This is a genomic window from Arthrobacter sp. FW305-BF8 (assembly GCF_021789315.1).
Lineage (GTDB): Bacteria > Actinomycetota > Actinomycetes > Actinomycetales > Micrococcaceae > Arthrobacter.
In genome coordinates, this window is record NZ_CP084561.1 from 4,606,315 (window position 1) to 4,629,126 (window position 22,812).

Here is a 22,812-nt window from a genome sequence, read left to right on the forward strand (position 1 = left end):
CCATCCGGGCCGTCGTCGATATTGGTTCCAGCATAAACTATCTCCACCATGGAGATATGTAGCAACTTTCCCCTGGCGGCCAGACTCGTGGCCGGGCTCGCGGGCGGTAAACTCCGGAAGGCAACATCGAGCAGAGGAGGTGGACATGGCCGAGAAGCCTGGCACGCGGCAGCCCGACGGGCCGGCCCCCTCCGGCCCGGGCGCGCAGCACCCGCTGGTGCGGCTGCTTCAGGAGTTCACCCTGGAAGCCAACCGCTACATCGACTCCGCGGGCGGCCGGAACGACATGCACAGGACGGACCTCAACGCCCTCGCCGCCATCATGCGGCACGCAGCGAATGGTGACGTCGCAACTCCGGGAACCCTGCGGAAGGAGCTGAACCTCAGCTCCCCGGCCACAACGGCGCTGATTGACCGGCTGTGCGGCTCCGGACACCTGGTCCGCGTCCGCGAAGGCCAGGACCGGCGGCAGGTACAGCTCCGGATGACGGAGAAGGCGTACCGCGACGGCTCCGCCATGTTCCTGCCCCTTGCCCGCCACATGGGCCAGGCCATGGCCGGGTTCAATGCGCAGGAACTGGAGACGGCCACCCGGTTCATGGACGCCATGATCGCGGCCACGGCCCAAGCCAGCCGAGAGGCCTCCGGCACGCCATAACGCACTCTCCTGCTACCTGCCCGGGGTGCGGAGAAGGAGTAGCGTTTCCCTATGAGCACGCAGCCGGAAGATGTCTACACTCACGGCCACCACGAGTCCGTGGTCCGGGCCCACGCCTCGCGGACGGCGGAGAATTCGGCCGCATTCGTCATCCCGCACCTCACCCGGGGCGTATCAGCACTCGATGTCGGGTGCGGGCCCGGCAGCATCACGTGCGACTTCGCGGTTCTGGTGGCGCCCGGAAACGTGACGGGGCTGGACCGCTCCCCCGACGTGATCACCCACGCGCGCGAACTGGCGGCCAGCCGCGGCGTTGGGAACGTGGAGTTTGTAGCGGGCAACGTCTACGACCTTGACTTCGAGGACGACACCTTCGATGTGGTCCACGCCCACCAGGTCCTGCAGCACCTGACGGATCCGGTGGAGGCGCTGCGGGAAATGCGGCGGGTGGCGAGGCCCGGGGGCGTCGTCGCGGTCCGCGACGCGGATTTCCACGGCATGAGCTGGTATCCCGCCATTCCCGAGCTCGACGAGTGGATGGAGCTCTACCAGCGGATCGCGCGGAGAAACGGCGCCGAGCCCGACGCCGGCCGCCGGCTGGTCTCGTGGGCACAGGCCGCCGGCTTCACGGACGTGGCGCCCAGCAGCAGCAACTGGCTCTACGCCACCGGGCAGCAGCGCCGCTGGCAGGCACGGGTGTGGGGTGAACGCGTGCTGCATTCGGCCTTCGCGGAGCAGGCGCTCGAGTACGGCTTCGCGCAGGAGGCAGACCTCACGCGCATCTCGGCGGGCTGGCACCGCTGGGGCTCCACCGACGACGGCTGGTTCCTCATTCCCAATGGAGAGGTGATCGCCCGGGCGTGAGCCCACTTCGGCGTAAATCCCGGCGCGGCACAGCCGCCCCCGCAGACCGACTAAACTTGATGGGTGCAATTCTCCCTGTGGCTGGCCCTTGCGGGCGCCGGCGCCCTTATCAGCTTCACTCCGGGCGCAGGCGCCATCAACACCATGAGCAACTCGCTGACCGCGGGGTTCAAGCGCTCCATCTGGGGCATCCTCGGGCAGCAGGCCGCCCTGATTCTGCACGTTGTCGTCGTGGCCCTGGGCGTCGGCGTCCTGGTTGCAGGCTCCCCCGTGGCCTTCAACGCCATCCGCTACGCCGGGGCCGCGTACCTGGTGTACCTCGGCATCCGGCAGTTCCTGCGCAAGCCGGACCTGGACCAGGAGAAGGTCGCCGCGCTCCGGAACGAGCCCGCCTGGTCCATGTTCCGCCGGGGCCTGTGGGTCAACCTGCTCAACCCCAAGGCCATCGTGTTCTTCCTGGCCTTCATGCCGCAGTTCATCCAGCCTGCCAGCCCGCTCCTGCCCCAATACACCGTGCTTGCAGCAACCGTGGTCCTCATCGACGTCCTCGTCATGTGGTTCTTCTTCGCAGCGGCGGCAAAATCCTTCCAGCGCTTTACCCACAACACTCGCGGCCAAACCCTGCTGAACAGGATTTTCGGCGTCCTGTTCGTCGCGGTGGGCGTGCTGCTGGCGCTCATCCACTAAGCCTCGGCCGGCTCCATGGCAATTTTGTGACAGCAAAACCGACAAACTTTACGCGGCTTGTCGATAATAAGCTCACTTACTAGCCAAGCGGGGCCGGCATCGTCCATGCTTAGCCCATGAACTCAACGACGAGCCCATACCGCGTCATCGCCGTCTGTACCGGCAACATCTGCCGCTCGCCCATGGCCGAGCTGATGCTGAGCGCCGCCTTTGCAGAAGCCGGGCTCGGCGACCTCGTGATCGTCGATTCCGCAGGCACCACCGCCTACGAGGCCGGACGTCCGATCGACCCACGGGCGGCACGGAAACTCACCACCCACAACCTTTTGTCGGACCGGCACGTTGCACGGGAATGGCGCCCCGAATGGTACACCGAGCGGCACCTGATACTGGCGCTGGACGTGGACCACTACGGTTGGCTCCGGGCCTCCGCCCCGGATGACCAGGCGCTCTCCCGGATCCGCATGCTCCGCAGCTTCGACCCCGCCCTGGCGGACGGCGATCCCCTGGAGCAGGGCATCGAGGACCCCTGGTACGGCGGCCACGCTGACTTCGAGGCCGTGTGGGACCAGGTCCAGGCGGCGGTCCCCGGCATCGTCCGCTACGTGCAGGATGCAATCGGACCGGAGGCACTGGCAGCCGGCGATAACGATGAGGCGGCCCCGGTCCGGATAGATGAGCACCGGGCACGCAACGGCAAGCGTCACGGCTACCCTGCCGGCAGCAGTCCGCTTCACAACGTCCAGGTTCAGGACAGCCAGCAGGTACGCTCTATTTCATGACCCCCGCACCTGTGATCATCGCCATTGACGGGCGGTCCGGCGCAGGTAAAACCACATTGGCCATCGAGCTCGCGGCCACGCTGCGGAACCACCACAAGGTCTCGCTGTTCCACCTGGAGGACATCTATCCCGGCTGGGACGGACTGTCCGCCGGCATCGAACGCTACATCACCACGGTGCTGGCGCCCCTAAGCCGCGGCGAAGCGGCGTCGTGGGTCAGGTGGGACTGGAAAAACCATAACGACGGCGACCCGCGGGTCACGCTGCCCGCCGAGATTGTGATTGTCGAGGGCGTCGGCGCGGCCGCTGCCGCCGCCCGGCCGCTTTTGGATGCCGTCATCTGGGCAGACTCCCCCGACAGCGAGCGCCGCACCCGTGCACTGGAACGCGACGGCGACACGTACGAGCCGTTCTGGGACCAGTGGGCCGGCCAGGAGGAGGAGCTCCTGGCCGCGGACGACATCCCGCAGCACGCCCACGTCCGGGTCCTCAACCGCGCGGACGGCACCGCCCCCGCGGACGCCCTGCAGGCGCTCACTTACCTCCCGGCACTCACCACAGCCCTGGTTCCAGAGCTCTCGTCGCGGCGCGGCCTGCGCCTGCTGTCCGAGCGCATCGAGGCCAGCCCTGATCCGGCCGCGCTCTTCCGCGCGCTGTACGGAACGTCCGGCAACGCGGTCTGGCTGGACTCCTCCCTGCGCACGGCCAGCAGGCCGGACGCGGCCGCTCCGGGCAGGGAAACTCCCGCGGCGGAACGCAGCCGCTTCAGCATTCTGGCGGACGACGGCGGCACGTTCGGCCAGTCTGTCCTGCACAGTTCCGGCGTCACCCAGGTCACCGCCGGGTGCGCCACGGCCAACGTCTCCGGCCCGTTCTTCCGCTGGCTGGAGACGGTGTGGGGACGGAAGGCCGTGCGCGGCCCGGAAGACTACCCGTGCGACTTCGCGCTGGGCTGGCTGGGTTACCTCGGCTATGAGCTGAAGCGTGAGACCGGCGGCCAGGACGTCCCCGCGGAGACGCCGGATGCTGGGCTGATCTTCGCCGGCCGGGGTGTGGTGCTGGACCACACGGACAACACGGTGTGGCTGCTCGCCCTCGACGCGCCGGACGCCGCCGGCTGGCTCGCCCAAGCCCGCGAGGCGGTGACGGATGCTGTGGCTAGCGCCCTTGTTGCCGGCGGCAGCAACGGCGTCGTACTTCCCGGCGCAGATGCCGCTGGTGCTGCCGCTGTGCCGGCCCATGGCACGGCCCCGGCATTTGCCGGCCGGGACAGTGAGGCGGGCTACAAGCGGAAGATCGCCGAAGCACAGCACCAGATTGCCGAGGGCAACACCTACGAGGTCTGCCTCACCACCACCCTCGCAGCGGAGGTGCATGCGCTCGACGCGTGGGCGGCCTACCTTGCCCTGCGCCGGCGGAACCCGGCGCCGTTCGCAAGCTACCTGCGCTTTGGCGGGGTCACGGTGGCCAGCACCTCGCCGGAGCGCTTCCTGCGGATAGCGTCCGACGGCGGCATGCGCGCCGAGCCGATCAAGGGCACCCGCCGCCGGGCTGCTGACCCGGACACCGACGCCGCCCTCCGCCGCGATTTGGCCACGTCCCTCAAGGACCGGGCGGAGAACATCATGATCGTCGACCTGCTCCGGAACGACCTCAGCCACTTCGCCCAGCCGGGGTCGGTCACAGTCAGCCGGCTGTGCGAGATCGAAAGCTACGCCACGGTCCACCAGCTGGTGAGCACCATCGACGCCGTTCTCCTGCCGGGGTCACCGCGGGCGGAGGCGGTGGCCGCCTGCTTCCCGGCCGGTTCCATGACCGGTGCACCGAAGGTCAGCACCATGGCCATCCTGGACCGGTTGGAGGAGGGTCCGCGCGGGGTCTATTCGGGCGCCATCGGGTACTTTTCGCTGAACGGGGCCACGGATCTGGCCGTGGCCATCCGCACCCTGGTGGTGCAGGAGGACGCCGCGGGGGAAAAGGTCCGCCTCAGCCTCGGCGTCGGCGGGGCCATCACGGCCGATTCTGTGGCACAGGACGAGTACGAGGAAATCCGCACCAAGGCCTACGGCGTACTCTCCACCCTCGGTTCCACCTTCCCGGAATGAGACCTACTGGACCGTGGCCGTGAGGCGGGCGACGTTGTCCACGTACCTCGCCGCAAGGGGCCGGCGCATCCAGTCCTCGAGCCGGAGCTCGTGTGAGATGTCGCGATAGGTGTCCTCCACCGCGCGCATGCTGTTGACGGCGGCTGCCCCCAGCAGCATCACGGAAACCTCCAGGTTGAGCGAGAAGGAGCGCATGTCCATGTTGCTTGAGCCCAGGACCGCCACCTCGTCGTCGATGGTGAAGTGCTTGGCGTGGAGCACGAACGGCGCCTTGTAGAGGTAGATCCGAACGCCGGCCCGCAGCAGCGCCTCGTAGTAGGACTGCTGGGCGTGGTGGACCAGGAACTGGTCGCCCTTCTCGGAGACGAACAATTCAACGTCCACGCCGCGCTGGGCCGCGGTGGTGATGGCATAGAGCAGGGAATCGTCCGGCACGAAGTAGGGGCTGCACACGGAAACCCGGTGCTGCGCCGAGTAGATCAGCGTGTTGAAAAGCCGGAGGTTATTCTCGGTGGTGAAGCCGGGGCCGCTGGGCACCACCTGGGCCGTGACGCCGCCCGGCAACGGCTCGGCAGTCACCTGCAGCTGGTCCTCGAGCGACTCGTCGGTCTCGCTGAGCCAGTCAGTGGCGAAGACAACATTGAGCGTGGGAACGATCGGGCCCCGCAGGCAGGCCATCAGCTCGATCCACTCCCGGCCGGCCTTGCGGTGCCTGGGGTTGTTGTAGGAGGGCTCGATCAGGTTCTGCGATCCCGTAAACGCGACTTCGCCGTCGATCACCATGATCTTGCGGTGGTTGCGCAGGTCCGGCCGGCGCCACTGGCCGTGGATGGGCAGCAGCGGCAGCATCCGCCGCCACTGGATGCGGCTCGCTTTGAGCCGTTTCAGAAGCTTGTTGTACCCCTTCACACGCAGGGTTCCGATGTGGTCGAACAGCACTCGCACCTGCACGCCGCGGTCCGCCGCCTCTTCAAGGGCTGTGAGGAGGTCGTCCGTGACGTGGTCGGTGCTCATGATGTAGAACTCGGCGTTGACGAAGCGTTTGGCTTTCCGCACCGCCTCGGTCATGGCGCGGATGGAGTCCGGGTAGCCGGGTATCAGCTCCACGTGGTTGCCGTCCACCAGCGGGATGGACCCGAGGCGGCGGTTGAGTTCGGCCGCGGACCGGACCCATTCGGGGCCGGAATACTCACTGGCGACGTCGGAAAGCGCCGCGCTGCCGGCACGAACCCGCTCGTTGACCAGCTGCTGCTGTTCGGTGCGGCGGCGCGACAGCTTGAAGTTGCCGAAGAGCAGGAAAAGGATCAGTCCCAGGGCCGGCACGAAGAAGATGCCCAGCAACCAGGCCATGGCCGTAGTGGGCCGCCGGTTGCCCGGAATAATGCCCACAGCCAGGACCCTGATGACCAGATCCACGCCGCCGAGCAGCAGGATCAGCCATGCCGGCAGTGTTTCCGCCAGCGGAAATGGCCACAACACAGTTGAAACCCCCGTTATTTCTTACCCTCGCAGCCATTCCGTATGGAGCGGTGATGCCAGCCTATCGGGCACCGGCCGCACTAAGCTTGAGGCATGACGTCGCGTACCTCCCACACCGTGCTGGTGTTCCTGGATCCGGACTATGAGAACGGGCGGATTGCCGATCCCGAAAAGCCGCAGCTGATGGCCACTGATTTGGGTGCCACCCGCGGTGACGGCGTGTTCGAGTCCATGCTCGCCGTTGCCGGCCACACACGGAAGATCCAGGCCCACCTGGACCGGTTGGTCCGCTCGGCACAGGCATTGGACCTTGAGATTCCGGGGCCGGACGGCTGGCGCCGGGCAGTTGAGACGGGCGTCGCGGCGTTCCGCTCCGACAACCCGGCGCCCTCCCCGGAGCTGGACGAGGCCGTGGTTAAGCTCATTGTTACCCGCGGCGTCGAGGGCGCGTCCGCCCCCACCTGCTGGGTTCAGGTCTCCCCTGTGGCCGCGGCCGGACGCCGCCAGCGCGAGACGGGAATCGACGTGATCCTCCTTGACCGCGGCTATGACAGTGACGCGGCCGAGCGCGCCCCGTGGCTGCTGCTCGGCGCCAAGACCCTGTCATACGCGGTGAACATGGCTGCGCTGCGCCATGCCCATAAGCAAGGGGCGGATGATGTCATCTTCACGTCATCGGACGGCCGCGTGCTGGAGGGCCCCACGTCCACCGTGCTGCTGGCGAACGTGGAGAAGAACGACGCCGGAACAACAGTCAAGCGCCTCGTCACACCGCAGCTGGACAGCGGCATTCTCCCCGGAACGTCACAGGGCGCCCTCTTCGCCGCCGCCAAGGCCGCCGGCTGGGAACTGGGCTACGGCCCATTGAAGCCCCAGGACCTGGCCAACGCCGATGCCGTCTGGCTGATTTCCAGCATCCGCCTCCTGGCACCGGTCAATCACATCGATGGCCGCGAAATCGGCACGCCCGCACTCCGCAAGCAACTGACCGCGGAACTGAACGAACTGTTCGCGGGAATCGAGTAACCCGGGCGTCCCATATAACGAAAAGGCACCGTTCGAAAAAAGGCGGGACAAGCCGGTGCCCTGCGTTGTAGTCTTCTTCCACGGCCACTGCCTACGCCCCGCGGCGGTGATAGCACGTGGCCTGGTTCCGGGCTCAGCCGGAATGAGTACGTATAAAGGAATAGCCGATGTCATGGGATGACAACTCCCTGCACGCATTGACAAACTCACTACCCACGGGCTGGGGGGCCCAGGCAGCGCTGCCGGGGGACATGGGGGAAATCAGTGTGCGCTGGCAAGCCCAGCAGATCATTACCGAACTGCTCGCCGAAACAGATCCGGCCAGCGCATGGCCCCGCGCCCAGTTGCGGGCCCTGTTCGAAGCCTATCCGGATAATCCCGAACACGTGCTGCTCGAGCACCTCACCGCCACCACAGAGCTGGCCAACGCCGAAAACAGTGCCATCCCGGTGGGCGTCTCCACCCAGAACCTGGCGGCTCCCGAGCCGGTGCCCTTCACCCGGCGCAGCAGGAACCGGATTGAAGCCATCCTTGCCGACAAGATGCTGATGACCGCGTTCCAGCCGATCCGCCGGCTTCCCGCGGGGCACGTGATCGGCGTCGAGGCCCTGACCCGGTTCGTCACCGACGATGGTGCCAGCGCGGACCACTGGTTCAACGAGGCCCAATCCGTGGGGCTGGGCACCGACCTTGAATTTGCGGCACTGCACCGGGCCCTTGCTGCGGCGCAGGCCGTGCCGGATCACATGTTCATCGCACTGAACCTGACACCGGCAACATGCGCGGACCCAAGGATCCCGGGGTTGCTTGAACATTCCCAGCTGGCCATGGACCGGATCGTCATCGACCTTAATGGCCCTGTTCTTCCGCAGCAGTACGCGCCGCTGACGGCCGCCATCGCTCCCCTGCGGCGCCTTGGGCTGCGGATCGCAGTGAACGGCGCAGAGGTCGGCTTCACGTCGATGGACCAGGTCATTGAACTGCACCCGGACATCATCAAGCTGGACCGGACCTTCATCGCCGGCATCGAGGACTCCCCGGGCCAGCGCCTGAGGGCCGCCGCCATGGGTGAACTCGCCCGCCACGTTGACGCCGTCATCGGCGCCCAGGGCGTCGAGACTCCCGAGGAACTTGAGGCCGTGACCGAACTTGGCATGACGGCTGCGCAGGGCTACCTGCTGGGCCGGCCCTCCGTCCACCCGCTGGACTGGAATGCCTGGATCCGTTCGGAGAGCGAGACGGCCGCCAGCGGCCCTGCCTCCTGAGCTAGTCCTCCGCCAGGTCGGCGGCCAGGCGGATGTGGTTGTCCGCCAGCCACACCGGGTTGAAGGCCTTGCTCTGGTAGTTGCTGCCGGTGTCCGGGGCGATGGCCACCACCACTGACCCGTGCGGTGCCGCCCTGGCCACCCGGACTGCTGCCGCCACCGTCAGTCCCGACGACGGCCCGAGGGACAGGCCTTCGTCGTTGAGCAGGCGGTGCAGCGTGGTGTACACCTCGTCATTCGGAATTCGCAGGAACCGGTCCAGCAGGCCGCGGTCGAAGACCTTCGGCCAGTCGGGCTTGGGCCAGGAGTTGCCCACACCGTCCACCAGAATCGGGCCCGGATGCCCGCCGCTGTATACCGAACCGTAGGGGTCGGCGCCGATCACCTCCACGTGCCCGCCGGACTTCTCCTTGAGGTACCGTCCGTTCCCGGTGATGGTGCCGCCGGTGCCCACACCGGCGACGAAGTGCGTAACCCGGCCGGCCGTCTGCTCCCAGATTTCCGGCGCCGTCCCCTCGTAGTGCGCCCGCGGGTTGGCCGGGTTGTCGAACTGCAGCGGACGCCATGCGCCGGGAATTTCGGCCGTGATCCGGGCCGCGACCGCCCGCGCATTGTCCGGCGAGTCCGAGGGCGCGCTCCAGTCCGTAAACACCACCCGCGCCTCGTACCTGTTGAGGGCGTCCAGCTTTTCGGAGGAGATGGAATCACCGGTGACCACCACCACCGGATGTCCCGTCAGCGCCCCGATCAGGGCGAGCCCGATTCCCGTGTTTCCGGAGGTGCTCTCCACGATGGTGCCGCCGGGCTGCAGCTCGCCGCTCCGCTCGGCCGCCCGGACCATGCTCAGAGCTGTCCGGTCCTTGATGGAACCGCCGGGGTTCTCCGATTCAAGCTTGACGAACACGGTGCTCCCCAGCCCGCGGCTCAGCACGTTCAGCGGCACCAGCGGGGTGTTCCCCACCCGGGCCAGCACAACGTCGGCGTCTGCGCCCGAATCCACGATCGGCGCCACATGCCTCGGCTGGTGGCCGCTTCCCGTCACGGTGGTCATGATTCTCCTCCCCCATCGCCCGGGCGGCCATCCGGAACACCGGCACCGGGGCCCGCGTCGTCCGGAGCGTCCGGATCCGGTGTCCCAAGTTCCGGCAGTCCGGCCAGCAAATCCCCCAGCGCCGTACGCGCACTGTCAACCAGTACCGCCGCCGGCAGTTGACCGGCCAGCAGTTCCGACAGCCGCGCCACGACGGCGCCGGTTCCTGCCCCGAGCTCCCGGATTTCCGTCTCCCGCAGGTCGGTGCCCTGCGCCTCCGCCAACAGGTAGGAAGCCGTCAACGCCTCGATGGTGAGGAGTTTGGCGGCAGCCTCCACAGAGCGCTGCAGCTGCTGGAGTGCCAGCGGGGCCAGCGTGGAGTGGTCTTCCACGTCCGCGGACAGGGTAGGGGCTCCGAGCGTGGCAGGTGCCGCAAGGAATTTCAGCTCCGCCAGCAGGCCGGCGGCCGAGTACCAGAGCAGTCCCGGCAGGTCCTCGGACGCGAGTGGCGTGCCGGCCCGGGCCGCATCGAGGTTGAGCTGCCGGATCAGGCGCTGCGGCGGATAGAGCTTGGCGATCCGCCGCTCGCTGCTGATTCCGACATGGGCGAGTCCCAGCCGCAGCGCCTCGAACGCCAGGGCGAGCTGCATGGGCTGAAAGTTTCCACCGGACACCATCCGGCCCGAAGCCACATCCGTCAGCGGGTTGTCGCCCCGGCCGTTCAGCTCCACTTCGAGCGCCACGGCCAAGGCGGCCACCTGGGCCCGGAACGCACCGTGCGTTTGCGGCGCCGCGCGGAAGGACAGGGCGTCCTGGACCGACACCTGCCGCCGCGGGTCCTCCAGCCAGCCGCCGCGCACCAGGCGCCGGACATTGGCCGCCGAGACGCGCTGGCCGTCAACCGCCTTGGCCGACTGCACGGCCGGCGAAAAGGGGCTGAGGTTCCCGCCGCCGTCGTACCTTGCGGTGGCCTCAAGCGAGAGCGCCAGCGCGGTGTCCGCCAAATCGGCGAGCCACCGGATGCGGCGGAGTTCCAGCACGCCGGCACCGATCGAGTACGAGTTGGCGCTGACCAGTGCCAGGGCCTCGCCCGGCGCAAGGACCAGCGGGTCCAGCCCGGCAGCGGCGAGCGCCGCCGCGCCGTCCAGCAGGCCGCCGTCGGGAGCTAGCGCCTGCCCCTCGCCGATGGCGACGGCGGCAACCGCCGCCAGCTGGGTGAGGTCGGACGAGCCGACGGACCCGTCGCGCGGAACGGCCGGCACCACGCCCCTGTTGAGCAGATCGGAATAAAAGCGCGCAGTTTCCGGGCGCACCCCCGAGCCGCCCCGCGTGAATCCGATGAGCCTGGCCAGGATCAGGGCCCGGACTTGATCCCGGTCCAGCAGCGCGCCGACGCCGCTGTGGTGGTAGCGCACCACCTGCAGCTGAAAGTCGAGAATGGATTCCTGCTCCACGGCGGTATCCCGGCCGGAGCCGAGCAGGGTGTTCAGGCCGTAGACCCGGTGCCCGGAATCGATGGCCGCCTGCACCACCTCGCGGGACAGGCCCACGAGATCGAGGGCGTCGGCGCTGAGGACCACCTCCACTGCGGGATCGGCCGCCGCGGCAGCCACGTCGTCGGCACGGATGTGTGCCGTTCCGATCAGGAAGGTGCCGAGCCGGACGCCGGACACCAGTCCGCCGCGCCCATCCATAGAACCCGGCCCTACCACTGCACCAGCCCCGGCCATGGCGTTAGAAGTCCAGCAGGTTCCGGCGGAAGCCGCCATCGCCGTAGCTTGTCCGCAACAGACCCCGACGGCGAAGCACCGGCGCCAGCCTGTCCAGCACGCCGTGAACGGTGGCCGGATCCACGAAGCCGGAGAAGAGGAACCCGTCGCCGCCGACTGCAGCCCCGGTTTCCTCGAGGTGGTCGGCGATTTCCTCGGCGGTGCCGATGATGCTGTCGCCGGCGCCGCCGCTCCGTGCCTGCAGGATCTGCCGCAGCGTGGAACCCGGGGGCGCGGCCTTGGAGAAGTGCTCCAGGGTGCCCTGGTTGCTGTTGGTGCTGAGCTCGGGGAGGGGCGCGTCGAGGTCGAACTGCTTGAAGTCGATAACGGACAGGTAGGAGATCGAGTTGAGCTGACTGTCGATGTCCCGCTGCGTGAGCTCCCGGCGCGCGGCCCGCAGCTCCTCCGCTTCAGCCTTGGAGCCAGTCACGGTGGGTTTGAGGACGAACAGCACCTTGACGTCGTCAGGATTACGGCCGGCCGCGGCTGCCTCGGCGCGGATGGAGTCCCGGTACGCCTTCATGCCGTCGGCGCCGCGGGCCAGGGCGATCGCAACGTCGGCGTTCGCACCGGCGAAGGCCTTGCCCCGCGGGGATGCCCCGGCCTGAACGAGCACCGGCTCCTCCGGCAGCGGGGCCGTGTTTAGCGGTCCCCGAACCTTGAAGAACTCCCCCTCGTGGTGGATCGGCCGGACCTTGGTGTGGTCCGCAAAGATTCCTGCCCGGGTGTCCTCCCGGATGGCATCCGGTTCCCAGCTGCGCCAGAGCTTGCGCACGACGTCCACGAACTCCTCGGCCTTCTCGTAGCGGAGGTCATGCTCGATCTGCTGGTCCAGTCCGTAGTTCTGCGCGGCAAGGTCGCTGCCGGAGGTCACCACGTTCCAGCCCAGCTGCCCGTTGGAGAAGTGCTGCAGCGTGGCCAGCAGCCGGGCGGCGGTGAACGGCGGATAGAAGGAGGCGCTGATGGTGGGCACAATGCCGAGGTGTTCCGTGGCGGAGAGCAGATACGGCACCAGGGCCAGCGGATCGTGCTTCGGCGCGAAAGACGCCTGAGCCAGCGAGACCTCCGCACTGCCGCCGTAAGTGTCCGGAACGGTGAGGGAGTCCTCGATGATGAACAGGTCCAGCCCCGCCCGCTCAAACTCGCGGACTGCATGCTGGTAGGGGGCGGGCTTCCTCCAGTCGTAGCCGATTCCGTAGCCGGGCGTCCCCCAGCCCTGGACCCCGAAGCCATGGCCCACAAACCATCCAAAGTGCAGCATGGGAGTCACTGTATTCGGAGTCGAATCATTCACTGCGGCCTGGTTTCATCCGGCGTTACGGCGGTTCATCTCCCGTCATTATCCTCCCGTTGCGGTTTGATGCGTTACGGAAGATGACGGCGGCGGCGGTGCGCCCCGCCGTCGTCAGTGTTACGTTTTTGGGGAGTAATGAGTACCGGTATTAAGCCCTGACTGGCCGGTCGGCAACCCTCCTTCTCCGGCGGGGTGCCTCAGGTGAATACTCGGCATATCGACCACTTCGAGCTGCAAGCGTGAGAAAAGGAGATCCGTCGTGTCAGACGCCCCCGCCGTTGCAACACTGCCATCCCAGCAGGATAAACCCGAGGAGAAGCTGTCCTACCGCCTGATCACGGGACCGGACGACCGTGCGTTCTGTGAGCGCATCTCGGCTGCCCTGGCCGAGGGCTACGTGCTGCACGGCAGCCCTGCCGCCACCTTCAACGGCACCGGCGTCATCGTGGCCCAGGCCCTCGTCCTGCCAGCCGCCATCGCCAGTGCAGATGCCGCCGTCGCCACCGCCGTTGACCGGCTGGACTCTGACGAGGACTTCGCCGAAGAAGCCTACGAGGGCCACGCATGAGCTACGCCGGAGACCTCACCCCGCAGGACGCCTGGGCCAAGCTCGAAGAGGGCGCCATCCTGGTGGATGTGCGCACCGAGGGTGAATGGGCGCACATCGGCGTCCCGGAAACTGTATCCGCGAACAGCCAGCGCAACGATCCCCTGTTTATCCAATGGACTTTTCCCGGCGGCATTCCCAACTCCGACTTCGTCGAACAGCTGAAGCAGCAGGCGCCGGAGGACAAGAGCGTGGAGCTGCTTTTCCTGTGCCGCTCCGGCCAGCGCTCCATCGGCGCGGCAATCGCTGCCACCCAGGCGGGTTTCACCTCCTACAACGTGCTCGAAGGCTTCGAGGGCGAACCTGACCGCTACGGTGAGCGCACCGTGAACGGCTGGAAGAACCGCGGCCTGCCGACGAACCTGGGAAAGAACTAAATTGACCTTTAATCACGACGCCGCCGGCTGGAGCCCCGACACCCAGGCCGTGCGCGGCGGGCTTGACCGCACCAATTTCCAAGAGACCACCGAACCCGTTTTCCTCAACTCCGGGTTCGTCTACGAGTCCGCCGCAGCCGCGGAGCGCGCCTTCACCGGCGAGGACGAACGCTTCGTCTACTCGCGCTACGGCAACCCGTCCGTGGCCACCTTCCAGGAACGGCTCCGCCTGCTCGAAGGCACCGAGGCGTGCTTTGCGACGGCGTCCGGAATGTCCGCCGTGTTCACCGCCTTGGGCGCCCTGCTCGGGGCCGGGGACCGCGTGGTCGCCAGCCGGTCCCTGTTCGGCTCCTGCTTCGTGATCCTCAACGAAATCCTGCCGCGCTGGGGCGTGGAGACGGTCTTCGTGGACGGTCCGGACCTCGAGCAGTGGCGGGCTGCCCTGTCGGTGCCCACCACAGCCGTCTTCTTCGAATCCCCGTCCAATCCCATGCAGGAAATCGTGGACATCGCGGCCGTCAGCGAACTCGCCCACGCCGCCGGCGCCAAGGTTGTGGCGGACAACGTCTTCGCCACCCCGCTGCTGCAGCGTTGCGGAGACCTCGGCGCGGACGTGGTGGTCTACTCCGGCACGAAGCACATCGACGGCCAGGGCCGGGTGATGGGCGGAGCCATCCTGGGCACCAAGGAATTCATCGACGGCCCGGTCAAGCAGCTCATGCGCCACACCGGCCCGGCCCTCTCCTCATTCAACGCCTGGGTCCTCACCAAGGGCCTGGAGACCATGGCGCTGCGCGTGAACCACTCGTCCGCCACGGCGCTGCGCCTGGCCGAATGGCTCGAGGCCCAGCCCGCCGTCAATTGGGTGAAGTACCCGCTGCTCAAGTCGCACCCGCAGTACGAACTGGCGGCCAAGCAGATGAAGGCCGGCGGCACCGTCCTCACGCTGGAGCTTGCGACGACGGCCGGCCAGTCGGGCAAGGAGGCCGCCTTCGCGCTGCTGGACGCCCTGAAGATCATCGACATCTCCAACAACTTGGGCGACGCCAAGTCGCTGATCACCCACCCCGCCACCACGACGCACCGGGCCATGGGACCGGAAGGACGTGCCGCGATCGGGCTCAGCGATGGAGTGGTGCGGCTGTCCGTCGGCCTGGAGGACGCGGATGACCTTGTCGCGGACCTGGAGCAGGCTCTCAAGCAGATCTGACCTCTTTAAACCCTGCTCTTCCGGGCCGACTGTTTCTTACTTCCCATGGCCGGCTGTGAACCTCGGTTGCGCTGCACGTCCCTTCATTTCCGGCGTCCTTGAGAACGCGGGTGCGGCACGGTTTAGTGGGTGGACCAGCAGGGTTTACCCAGGGTTTACACAGATGGTCTTGTTAGGCTCCGTGTGCACTGGGCAGACTCTAATAACACCGATGAACCGATCAATCCCTGTCGGTTCAGCACCCCACCCAAGGACAGACGCAGTGATGCGTTCGGGGCCGCGGCCGCGAAGACGCTGCGTGCAGCCTCCCTGACCGGAAGGACCGCCATGGCCGGAGTATTCGAAGTTTTTGTTGACGCAGAGTCCCAGTTCCGGTTCCGGCTGAAGGCCCCCGATGGATCGGTACTGGCTATCTCCGCACCCTTCCAGGACAAGCGCGCGGCCGCGGCCGGCATCGCCGACGTACGCGAATGCGCCGGGACGGGGCTCATCACGGACCTCTCGGCCGCGGCAGCTCCGGCGACCAAGTCTGCCCCGGTGACAGAGTCCGCTCCGGTTCAGCCGGCCGTATCGGCCCCAGCGCCTTCGCCTGCGCCTACCCAGGTTCTCCCGGCACGGTCCGACCACCGCAGGCAGGGATTCGGCAAGAAGCGTACGTCCTCGGAGGCTCCCGGTTCGCCGCTGTGCAGGCCGGCGGCAGCTGCCGAGCCGGCCCGGTGGACCGGGGCGGCCTGACCGCCGCAACTGCTCCTCAGTAACTGGCGGACGTAATGAAGTGCCATGCAGACTCTCCCGGATAGAGCCATAAGGCCGCCCTGAACTCGTACGACGCCGTCACGGCTCGAGTATCGCACGACGTAACAGGCAGCTGATCGGTTTACTTAGGTAAGCCTTAACTCATATCCTCTTCCGGTGACCACGCAGCTTGATTTCGCGCGGGTGCCCTTCGCCGCCGATCTGGCGGGTTACGGGGACAGGCCCGCCGTTCTTACCGACAATTCCACTCTCACCTACCGGGACCTGGCCCGCAGGGTTGATGCCCTCGCCCTCCGGCTGGGAACGCAGCGGCGCCTCGTGGCGCTGGCCGCAGCGAACGACGTCGACTCGCTGGTGGCGTATCTCGCCGCCCTGGTCGGCGGCCACCCGCTGATCCTGCTGCCGGAGGACAAGCCGGCGGCACTCGAGTCCCTGGTGGCCGCCTATGACCCCGACGTCGTGCTGCGCTCAGCTGGCGGAGAGACCGTGTTTGAGGAGCGCAGGCCCGGAACCAGGCACGAACTCCATCCGGACCTCGCGCTGCTGCTCAGCACGTCCGGTTCCACGGGTTCGCCGAAGCTGGTGCGCCTGTCCGCCGCCAATCTGCAGGCCAATGCCGAGTCGATTGCCGAGTACCTGAGCATCGGCCCGGCAGACCGCGCCGCGACCACCCTGCCGATGTCCTACTGCTACGGGCTGTCCGTAATCAACAGCCACCTGCTTCGCGGTGCGGGCCTGGTGCTCACAAACCTTTCCGTTGTTGACCCGTGCTTCTGGGAGCTTTTCCGAACCGGCGGGGCAACGTCGTTCGCGGCGGTGCCGTACACCTTCGAGCTGCTGGAGCGGGTGGGCTTTGCCGAGATGACCTTGCCCGGCCTGCGGTATGTCACGCAGGCCGGAGGCCGGCTCGCCCCCGAGCGCGTGCAGGGCTATGCCGAGCTCGGCCGCCGGAAGGGGTGGGAACTGTTCGTCATGTACGGCCAGACCGAAGCGACCGCGCGGATGGCCTACCTTCCGCCCGCGCTGGCCGCCGAGCACCCAGGCGCCATCGGCATCCCGGTTCCCGGCGGTGCCTTCCGCATTGAGCCGGTTCCCGGCCTCGAGCACGGCGAGCTCGTCTACACCGGACCCAACGTTATGCTCGGCTACGCGGAGACACCGGAGGATCTCGGCACCGGCCGCACGGTCCACGAACTCCGCACCGGCGATCTGGCCCGGAGGCACCCCGCCGGCGTCTACGAAGTGGTGGGGCGGCGCAGCCGGTTCGTCAAGATCGTTGGCCTCCGGGTCGATCTCGGCCAGGTGGAGCGCATCCTGGCCGACCTCGGGGTACAGTCCGCGAGCGCCGGCACCGACCAGGGACTTGTGGTCGCCGTCGAGGGCAGCCACGACACCCGGCTGCTGTCCAAGGTCCTCGCCCAGGGCATCGGGCTGCCCCGTACGGCCCTCGAGCTGCACGCCGTCGAGCATCTCCCGCGTCTGGCAACCGGAAAAGTGGACTACCCGGCGGTCCTGGCGCTCTCAACACCAGCGCCCTCTGATTTACCGCCGTCCGGGGCCGGGCCGGACGGCCCAGGAACGGACGGCTCCGGAACAGACAGTGTGCGGCGGATCTTCCGGGACACCCTGGAGCGCACGGACATCGGCGACGGCGACACGTTCGTCTCGCTCGGCGGCGACTCGCTGTCCTATGTCGCCACGTCCGTCCGCCTGGAACAGCTGCTGGGGCACCTCCCGCCGGACTGGCACGTGAGGCCGGTCCGCGACCTGGAACAGCGCCCGGGGACAAAGCCCGCCGGCGCGATGCGGCGGTTCTTTGCTCCGATCGAGACCAGCATCGTGCTGCGGGCCGTGGCCATTGTGCTCATCGTCGGAACCCACGCGGGGCTGGTGAAGTGGCCGGGTATGGCCCATGTCCTTATGGCGGTGGCCGGCTACAACTTCGCCCGGTTCCAGCTCAGCGGGGAACGGCTTCCCCGGTTCAAGCGCCAGCTCACCAGCGTCGCCAGGGTGGCGCTGCCCAGCATGACGTTCATCGGAGCGGCCTGCCTGATCACCGACCGGTATACGCTGGCCAATGTCCTGCTCCTGAACTCCGTGGTCGGCCCCGAAGCTGTGACCACACAGTGGCACTTCTGGTTCATCGAGGTGCTGGTCTACATCCTCCTGGGCATGACGGCCCTGCTCGCCATACCCTGGGCGGACCGGGCGGAGCGGCGGTTCCCGCTGCTCTTTCCGCTTGCCCTTACTGGCCTCGCGCTGCTCTCGCGCTACGACATCGTGGATCCCGGTATACCCCACCCGTCGCCGACCCTGTGGCTGTTCGTCCTGGGTTGGGCCATTGCCCGGACCCGGACGGTGGTTCAGCGGTGTGCGGTGTCAGTCCTCGCGATCCTCACGGTCCCCGGGTGCTTCTTCGGGGATACTAACCGTGAGCTGACGCTTGTTGCCGGAATCCTGCTGCTCACCTGGCTGCCCACCCTCTCCGTGCCAGGGGGGCTGCAGCGCCTGACGGTGCTTCTGGCCAGCGCTTCCCTCTACGCGTACCTCGTGCACTGGCTGGTCTACCCGCTGCTGGCCGCGACCAGCCCCGGCCTTGCCGTGGCGGCGTCCCTGGCGGCCGGGATTGCGTACTGGGCGCTGTGCACGCGCGCCATGGGTTTGTTGAGCCGGGGCCACCGGCGGTCGTTCCGGGGAAGGCTCAGGCGGGCCAAGGCGCACAGCTCCTGACGCGTCCCACGAGCGCGGGCTGCGCGGGTCAGTGCGCGGAGTCAGAGCTGCCGGACGCGCAACAGTTCCGGGGCGTCCGCGGCGTCCGGGCCGACGTACTCCTCGGTTCCCTTATGGGTGGCGCGCACGGCGTGCGCGACGACGGCGCCCAGCCCGCCGTCGTCGGGCTCTGCTTTGTCCAGCACCACCTGGCGGATGCCGCGCTGTTCAGCAGCGCCGGTGCCGCGTGCGAAGATTGCCTCGACACCCTGCCTGGCCAGTTCGATTTCGCCGTTCTCGGCCAGCACCGGCTCCAGGAAATCGACCAGCGAGTTCACTACGTCCCGGGCAGGCACGGGCCGGAAGCTGCCGAAGTCCAGCAGCTCCCCGCGCAGCCCAAAGTTGCTGGCCTGCCATGCGGCCATCCGCAGCAGCACCGTGGGCACGGGTGCCGGCTCCACACCCTCACGCCATTCCCGGCACGCCGATTCCACGAGCGCACGGACCAGGACGGCGATCAGAGCGGCGTCCTCGGCGCGGAGGCAGACGTCCGCCACCCGGACCTCCACGGTGGGATGGTTCCGGGAGAGGCGTGCGTCGAAATAGATCATGCCCTCGTCCAGCACCACTCCGGTATCCAACAGCCGGTTCACCACGCGGCGGTAGGCGGACACGTTGCCGTAGATGGCAGACGGGCCCGACGACGGCCAGCGGTTCCATGCCTGCGTCCGGTAACTCTCGAACCCGGTTGCAACGCCGTTCCAATATGGGGAGTTGGCGCTGAGTGCGATCAGGACGGCCAGCTTGTCCCGGATCCTGTCCAGCACTGCCACGCCTTCGTCGGGGGAATGGATATAGGTGTGCACATGGAAGCCGCAGGTGAGCTGTTCCTGGGCGGTCAGGCCGAAGCGTTCCAGCATCCGGGCGTAGCGCGGATCCGGGGTGGTGTGGCTGGACAGGGCCAGCGGCGACGTGGCCAGGGCGGCGATCCGGGCGCTGTGGCCCTGGGCGGCTTCGTCGGCCAGTGCCCTGCCGGCGCGGATCTGGCGCAGCAGTTCCGCGTGGTCCAGGCACGGACGTGTCTGCGTCTCGATCTGCTCGAGCTTGAGTTCTGCACTCAGGCCCATTTCGTCATCATCGCACTTGGTTTCGGCCTTTTTCTTCAGCAGCCGGGGTCTGCCCGGGGCATCGTCGGCAGCAAGTTTGCGGCCTGCCAGCAGCGCATCGGCGAGCGCCAGCGGTTCCCCGCTGCCCGGATCAACGATCAGGAGCTCTTCCTCCACACCAAAAGTGCGCATGCCTACATTGTGCGCCAGACCAGCGGAAACGTCCCCGACATGACGAAGCGCGAACTGGCAGGTAACACCCTCAAATTGGCTCGGAAGGGTCGTTATCTGCCAGTTCGCGCGGTGGTTATGTCAGCCGCGGTTAGACGGCGTCAGTCCTGGAAGTACTCGATCTTGGCGCCAATGGTGTTGAGCCGCTCCGCGAGGTCCTCGTAGCCGCGCTCGATGACGTAGATGTTGCGCAGCTCGGAAACTCCGCGGGCCGCCAGCATCGCCAGGAGGAGGCAGGCAGCGGGACGCAGCGCGGGCGGGCAGCCCACCTCCGCGGCACGCCAGCGCGTGGGCCCGTTGACGTAGATGCGGTGCGGATCCAGGAGCTGGATCCGGGCACCCAGCTTGTTCAGCTCCGTCAAGTAGATCGCGCGGTTCTCGTAGACCCAGTCGTGGATCATGGTCTGGCCTTCGGCGTTGCCCGCGATCACCGCGAAGAACGGCAGGTTGTCGATGTTCAGCCCGGGGAACGGCATCGGGTGGATCTTGTCCTCCGGCGCGCGCAGCTCCGAGGGCTTCGTGGTCACGTCCACCAGCCGGGTGCGCCCGTTGCGGGCCATATACTCGCCGGAGATCTCCAGCTGCTGGCCCATCTGCTCCAGGGTGGCCAGTTCGATCTCCATGAATTCGATGGGCACGCGGCGGATGGTCACCTCTGAGTTGGTGACAATGCCGGCGGTGATGAGGCTCATCGCCTCGATGGGGTCTTCCGAGGGGAAGTACTCGATGTCGACGTCGATGGCCGGTTTGCCGGTGATCTTCAGCGTGGTGGTTCCGACGCCGTCGATCTCCACGCCCAGCCGCTGCAGGTAGAAGCAGAGGTCCTGAACCATATAGTTGGGGCTGGCGTTGCGGATGACCGTGGTGCCGCAACGGTGGGCGGCGGCCATGATGGCATTCTCCGTAACGGTGTCGCCGCGCTCGGTCAGCACGAAGGACCTGTCCAGTTCGTCGGTGGGAGGTGCCTGCACGCTGTAGAAGCCCGAACTGGCCTCCACGGACAGGCCGAACTGCCGCAGTGCCTGCATGTGCGGCTCCACGGTCCGGATGCCCAGGTCGCAGCCGCCGGCGTAAGGCAATCGGTATTCATCGGTGACATCAAGCAGCGGGCCCAGCAGCATGATGACACTGCGGGTCCGGCGCGCTGCCTCGGCGTCCATGGACGCCAGGTCGAGAGTGGCGGGCCGGCGGAGGCGGAGGTCGTTGTCGTTGAGCCAGGTGCATTCGACGCCGATGCTGCTCAGGACCTCGACGATGCGGTTGACTTCCTCGATGCGGGCCAGCCGCCGCAGCGTGGTGGTGCCGCGATTGATGAGGCTGGCGCACAGGAGGGCGACCCCGGCGTTCTTGCTGCTGTTGACGTCGACGGAGCCCGACAGCGTCCTGCCGCCCTCTACGCGAAGATGGGTCATCTGCGATTTGCCGAGCTGGACGAAGCTGCGGCCGAAGATGGCCTCCAGGCGCTGGATCATTTTCAGGCTCATGTTCTGCCTGCCCTGTTCCATGCGGGCCACGGCACTTTGGCTGGTGCCCAGTTCCGCGGCCAACTGGCCCTGGGTCCACCCCTTCTGGCCGCGGGCGTCGCGGAGCAGAAGACCAACATGTTCAACAGTCTGTTGTGTCATGAGAAAAAATATATCAGATATGAGTTATTTCGTCGCATCCGACACCCCTTGCCGGGTCGGCAACCCGAGATATACCCGTTACGCGCATAAGGATTCAATAACGGGCTACGGTAGCGGGACAGTGCCTGTGGCGGCCTCCGCGGCCCGGTCAGGGACGGGAACCGGCCTTGACCCGGCCCCGCATCCGGGAGCAAGCTAGCGGTACCTGTTGCGGCCATAAGGGGATGGGAGGCCGCCATGTCCATTTTCAGCTTCGCCGTGCTGGGCAGGAGGCGCCCCCTCGGGCCTCCGGCTTCAGCGCTGCTGTCCTTTGTGGTGGCCACAGCCGTGGGCTTCATCCCGGGACCGAGGCTCGACGACGGCGCGCCGCCGGCACCCGAATCAACCGTCGCCCAGGCGTCGCCCAGGGCTTCCGCCACGTCCAGCGCCGCCGCGCAGGCGCAGCCGCCCGCCCGCCCGCAACCCCCGCGGCCGGCGGCCCGTCCGTCCGCAGAGCCGCCTGAGTCCGGCAGTGCCCCCTTGGGCAACGATGTCTCCTGGCCGCAGTGCGGCGGCGAGCTGCCCGAGGACCCTGCGTTCGCGATTGTCGGAGTCAACAACGGGCGCGCCAACACCACCAACACCTGCCTGCACCAGCAGCTTGACTGGGGGGAGGACGCAACTGGCGGGACCGGCCAGCCCCGCCTTGCGCTCTATGTGAACACCGCCAACCCCGGGCTGCGCGGCTCCTGGTGGCCGGTGGGCAACGAGTACGGCGGCAAGGCCGTGGCCAACCCCTACGGCACTTGCCAGGGCAAGGAGGACGCGGCGTGCGCTTACATGTACGGGTACGCAAAAGCCTTCGACGACGCCTACCTTCGCACCATCTCCGACCCCGAGACGTACCTCTGGTGGCTGGATGTCGAGACGGGCAACAGCTGGTCAGGAGACAGGAATGCCAACCGGGCGGACCTCGAGGGCATGACTGATTTTTTCCACAGCATCGGGGCCAGGGTGGGCATCTACTCCTCGGCGCGGCAGTGGGGACAGATCGTGGGCGAGGTGGGTTCGGCCAGCAACCTCTACTCCCTGCCGAGCTGGCTGGCCGGGGCCCGCACGGCCGCCGACGCCAGGAGCATGTGTTACGCGCCGCCCCTTACGGCGGGCGGCCAAGTAGTCCTTACCCAGTTCGTGGCGGACGGCTTCGACTACAACCACTCCTGCGCTTGACCCCCGCCGCGAACATTAGACTC

The 22,812-nt window shown here is 67.5% G+C and carries 18 protein-coding genes, 1 pseudogene and 1 riboswitch; of the genes and pseudogenes, 13 read left to right on the forward strand and 6 right to left on the reverse strand.

The features are described 5' to 3' along the window. The first annotated feature begins 145 nt into the window (after positions 1 to 145). The 5 genes and pseudogenes from LFT45_RS20925 to pabB all read left to right on the forward strand — a co-directional run bounded on the left by LFT45_RS20925 (position 146) and on the right by pabB (position 5,096). Complete coding sequence (locus LFT45_RS20925; RefSeq protein ID WP_236805595.1) at positions 146 to 658, forward strand: MarR family winged helix-turn-helix transcriptional regulator; 513 nt, start codon at positions 146 to 148, stop codon at positions 656 to 658. A 51-nt stretch (positions 659 to 709) separates the two neighbouring features. After that, positions 710 to 1,522 (forward strand): methyltransferase domain-containing protein, encoded by an 813-nt coding sequence (locus LFT45_RS20930; protein ID WP_236805596.1) that lies wholly within the window; start codon positions 710 to 712, stop codon positions 1,520 to 1,522. A 63-nt stretch (positions 1,523 to 1,585) separates the two neighbouring features. Further along, complete coding sequence (locus LFT45_RS20935; RefSeq protein WP_236805598.1) at positions 1,586 to 2,209, forward strand: LysE family transporter; 624 nt, start codon at positions 1,586 to 1,588, stop codon at positions 2,207 to 2,209. 116 nt (positions 2,210 to 2,325) lie between these two features. Further along, positions 2,326 to 2,841, forward strand: a pseudogene (locus tag LFT45_RS20940) (low molecular weight protein-tyrosine-phosphatase); the annotation flags it as partial. 146 nt (positions 2,842 to 2,987) lie between these two features. Continuing rightward, entirely contained in the window at positions 2,988 to 5,096 is a 2,109-nt protein-coding gene (pabB, locus tag LFT45_RS20945) for an aminodeoxychorismate synthase component I (RefSeq protein WP_236805599.1), read from the forward strand. 3 nt (positions 5,097 to 5,099) lie between these two features. On the opposite strand, the gene cls is transcribed toward pabB, so the two are convergent. Continuing rightward, positions 5,100 to 6,572 carry a cardiolipin synthase gene (gene cls / locus LFT45_RS20950; protein ID WP_236809462.1) on the reverse strand — a complete coding sequence of 491 codons (1,473 nt, stop codon included), beginning with the start codon at positions 6,570 to 6,572 and terminating at the stop codon, positions 5,100 to 5,102. A 96-nt stretch (positions 6,573 to 6,668) separates the two neighbouring features. Here cls and LFT45_RS20955 point away from each other — a divergent pair, with 96 nt between their 5' ends. Next, complete coding sequence (locus LFT45_RS20955) at positions 6,669 to 7,601, forward strand: aminodeoxychorismate lyase (protein WP_236805600.1); 933 nt, start codon at positions 6,669 to 6,671, stop codon at positions 7,599 to 7,601. A 167-nt stretch (positions 7,602 to 7,768) separates the two neighbouring features. Then, positions 7,769 to 8,866, forward strand: a complete 1,098-nt coding sequence (locus LFT45_RS20960) for an EAL domain-containing protein (RefSeq protein ID WP_236805602.1) — start codon at positions 7,769 to 7,771, stop codon at positions 8,864 to 8,866. Position 8,867: 1 nt separating this feature from the next. Here the strand turns inward: LFT45_RS20960 and LFT45_RS20965 are convergent, their stop codons facing one another. Genes LFT45_RS20965 through LFT45_RS20975 form a run of 3 tightly spaced genes read right to left on the reverse strand, consistent with a single transcriptional unit; the run spans position 8,868 to position 12,926 of the window. Further along, positions 8,868 to 9,917 carry a PLP-dependent cysteine synthase family protein gene (locus tag LFT45_RS20965; protein ID WP_236805603.1) on the reverse strand — a complete coding sequence of 350 codons (1,050 nt, stop codon included), beginning with the start codon at positions 9,915 to 9,917 and terminating at the stop codon, positions 8,868 to 8,870. Next, positions 9,914 to 11,590 carry an aromatic amino acid ammonia-lyase gene (locus LFT45_RS20970; protein WP_236805605.1) on the reverse strand — a complete coding sequence of 559 codons (1,677 nt, stop codon included), beginning with the start codon at positions 11,588 to 11,590 and terminating at the stop codon, positions 9,914 to 9,916. The genes LFT45_RS20965 and LFT45_RS20970 overlap by 4 nt, the downstream gene beginning before the upstream one ends. 40 nt (positions 11,591 to 11,630) lie before the next feature. Then, entirely contained in the window at positions 11,631 to 12,926 is a 1,296-nt protein-coding gene (locus tag LFT45_RS20975; RefSeq protein ID WP_236805607.1) for an NtaA/DmoA family FMN-dependent monooxygenase, read from the reverse strand. Between the two features lie 164 nt (positions 12,927 to 13,090). Further along, a riboswitch (SAM riboswitch) is annotated at positions 13,091 to 13,205 on the forward strand. Between the two features lie 13 nt (positions 13,206 to 13,218). Between LFT45_RS20975 and LFT45_RS20980 the strand changes: the two genes are divergently transcribed. The 5 genes from LFT45_RS20980 (at position 13,219) to LFT45_RS21000 (ending at position 18,639) form a co-directional block, all read left to right on the forward strand. Beyond that, complete coding sequence (locus tag LFT45_RS20980) at positions 13,219 to 13,527, forward strand: DUF1737 domain-containing protein (RefSeq protein WP_236805610.1); 309 nt, start codon at positions 13,219 to 13,221, stop codon at positions 13,525 to 13,527. After that, positions 13,524 to 13,943, forward strand: a complete 420-nt coding sequence (locus LFT45_RS20985) for a rhodanese-like domain-containing protein (RefSeq protein ID WP_236805612.1) — start codon at positions 13,524 to 13,526, stop codon at positions 13,941 to 13,943. The genes LFT45_RS20980 and LFT45_RS20985 overlap by 4 nt, the downstream gene beginning before the upstream one ends. 1 nt (position 13,944) lies before the next feature. Then, positions 13,945 to 15,153 (forward strand): O-succinylhomoserine sulfhydrylase, encoded by a 1,209-nt coding sequence (locus LFT45_RS20990; RefSeq protein WP_236805614.1) that lies wholly within the window; start codon positions 13,945 to 13,947, stop codon positions 15,151 to 15,153. A 327-nt stretch (positions 15,154 to 15,480) separates the two neighbouring features. After that, positions 15,481 to 15,888 carry a YegP family protein gene (locus LFT45_RS20995; RefSeq protein WP_236805617.1) on the forward strand — a complete coding sequence of 136 codons (408 nt, stop codon included), beginning with the start codon at positions 15,481 to 15,483 and terminating at the stop codon, positions 15,886 to 15,888. A gap of 177 nt (positions 15,889 to 16,065) precedes the next feature. After that, positions 16,066 to 18,639 carry an AMP-binding protein gene (locus LFT45_RS21000; protein WP_236805618.1) on the forward strand — a complete coding sequence of 858 codons (2,574 nt, stop codon included), beginning with the start codon at positions 16,066 to 16,068 and terminating at the stop codon, positions 18,637 to 18,639. Between the two features lie 41 nt (positions 18,640 to 18,680). On the opposite strand, the gene LFT45_RS21005 is transcribed toward LFT45_RS21000, so the two are convergent. Both LFT45_RS21005 and LFT45_RS21010 read right to left on the reverse strand, forming a co-directional pair. Further along, entirely contained in the window at positions 18,681 to 19,916 is a 1,236-nt protein-coding gene (locus tag LFT45_RS21005) for a glutamate--cysteine ligase 2 (protein WP_236805620.1), read from the reverse strand. Between the two features lie 140 nt (positions 19,917 to 20,056). Continuing rightward, the gene (locus LFT45_RS21010; RefSeq protein WP_236805621.1) at positions 20,057 to 21,580 is read right to left on the reverse strand and encodes a UDP-N-acetylglucosamine 1-carboxyvinyltransferase; all 1,524 of its coding nucleotides are present in this window, start codon (positions 21,578 to 21,580) and stop codon (positions 20,057 to 20,059) included. A gap of 237 nt (positions 21,581 to 21,817) precedes the next feature. Here LFT45_RS21010 and LFT45_RS21015 point away from each other — a divergent pair, with 237 nt between their 5' ends. Continuing rightward, the gene (locus LFT45_RS21015; RefSeq protein ID WP_236805622.1) at positions 21,818 to 22,789 is read left to right on the forward strand and encodes a hypothetical protein; all 972 of its coding nucleotides are present in this window, start codon (positions 21,818 to 21,820) and stop codon (positions 22,787 to 22,789) included. The last annotated feature ends 23 nt before the right edge of the window (positions 22,790 to 22,812 follow it).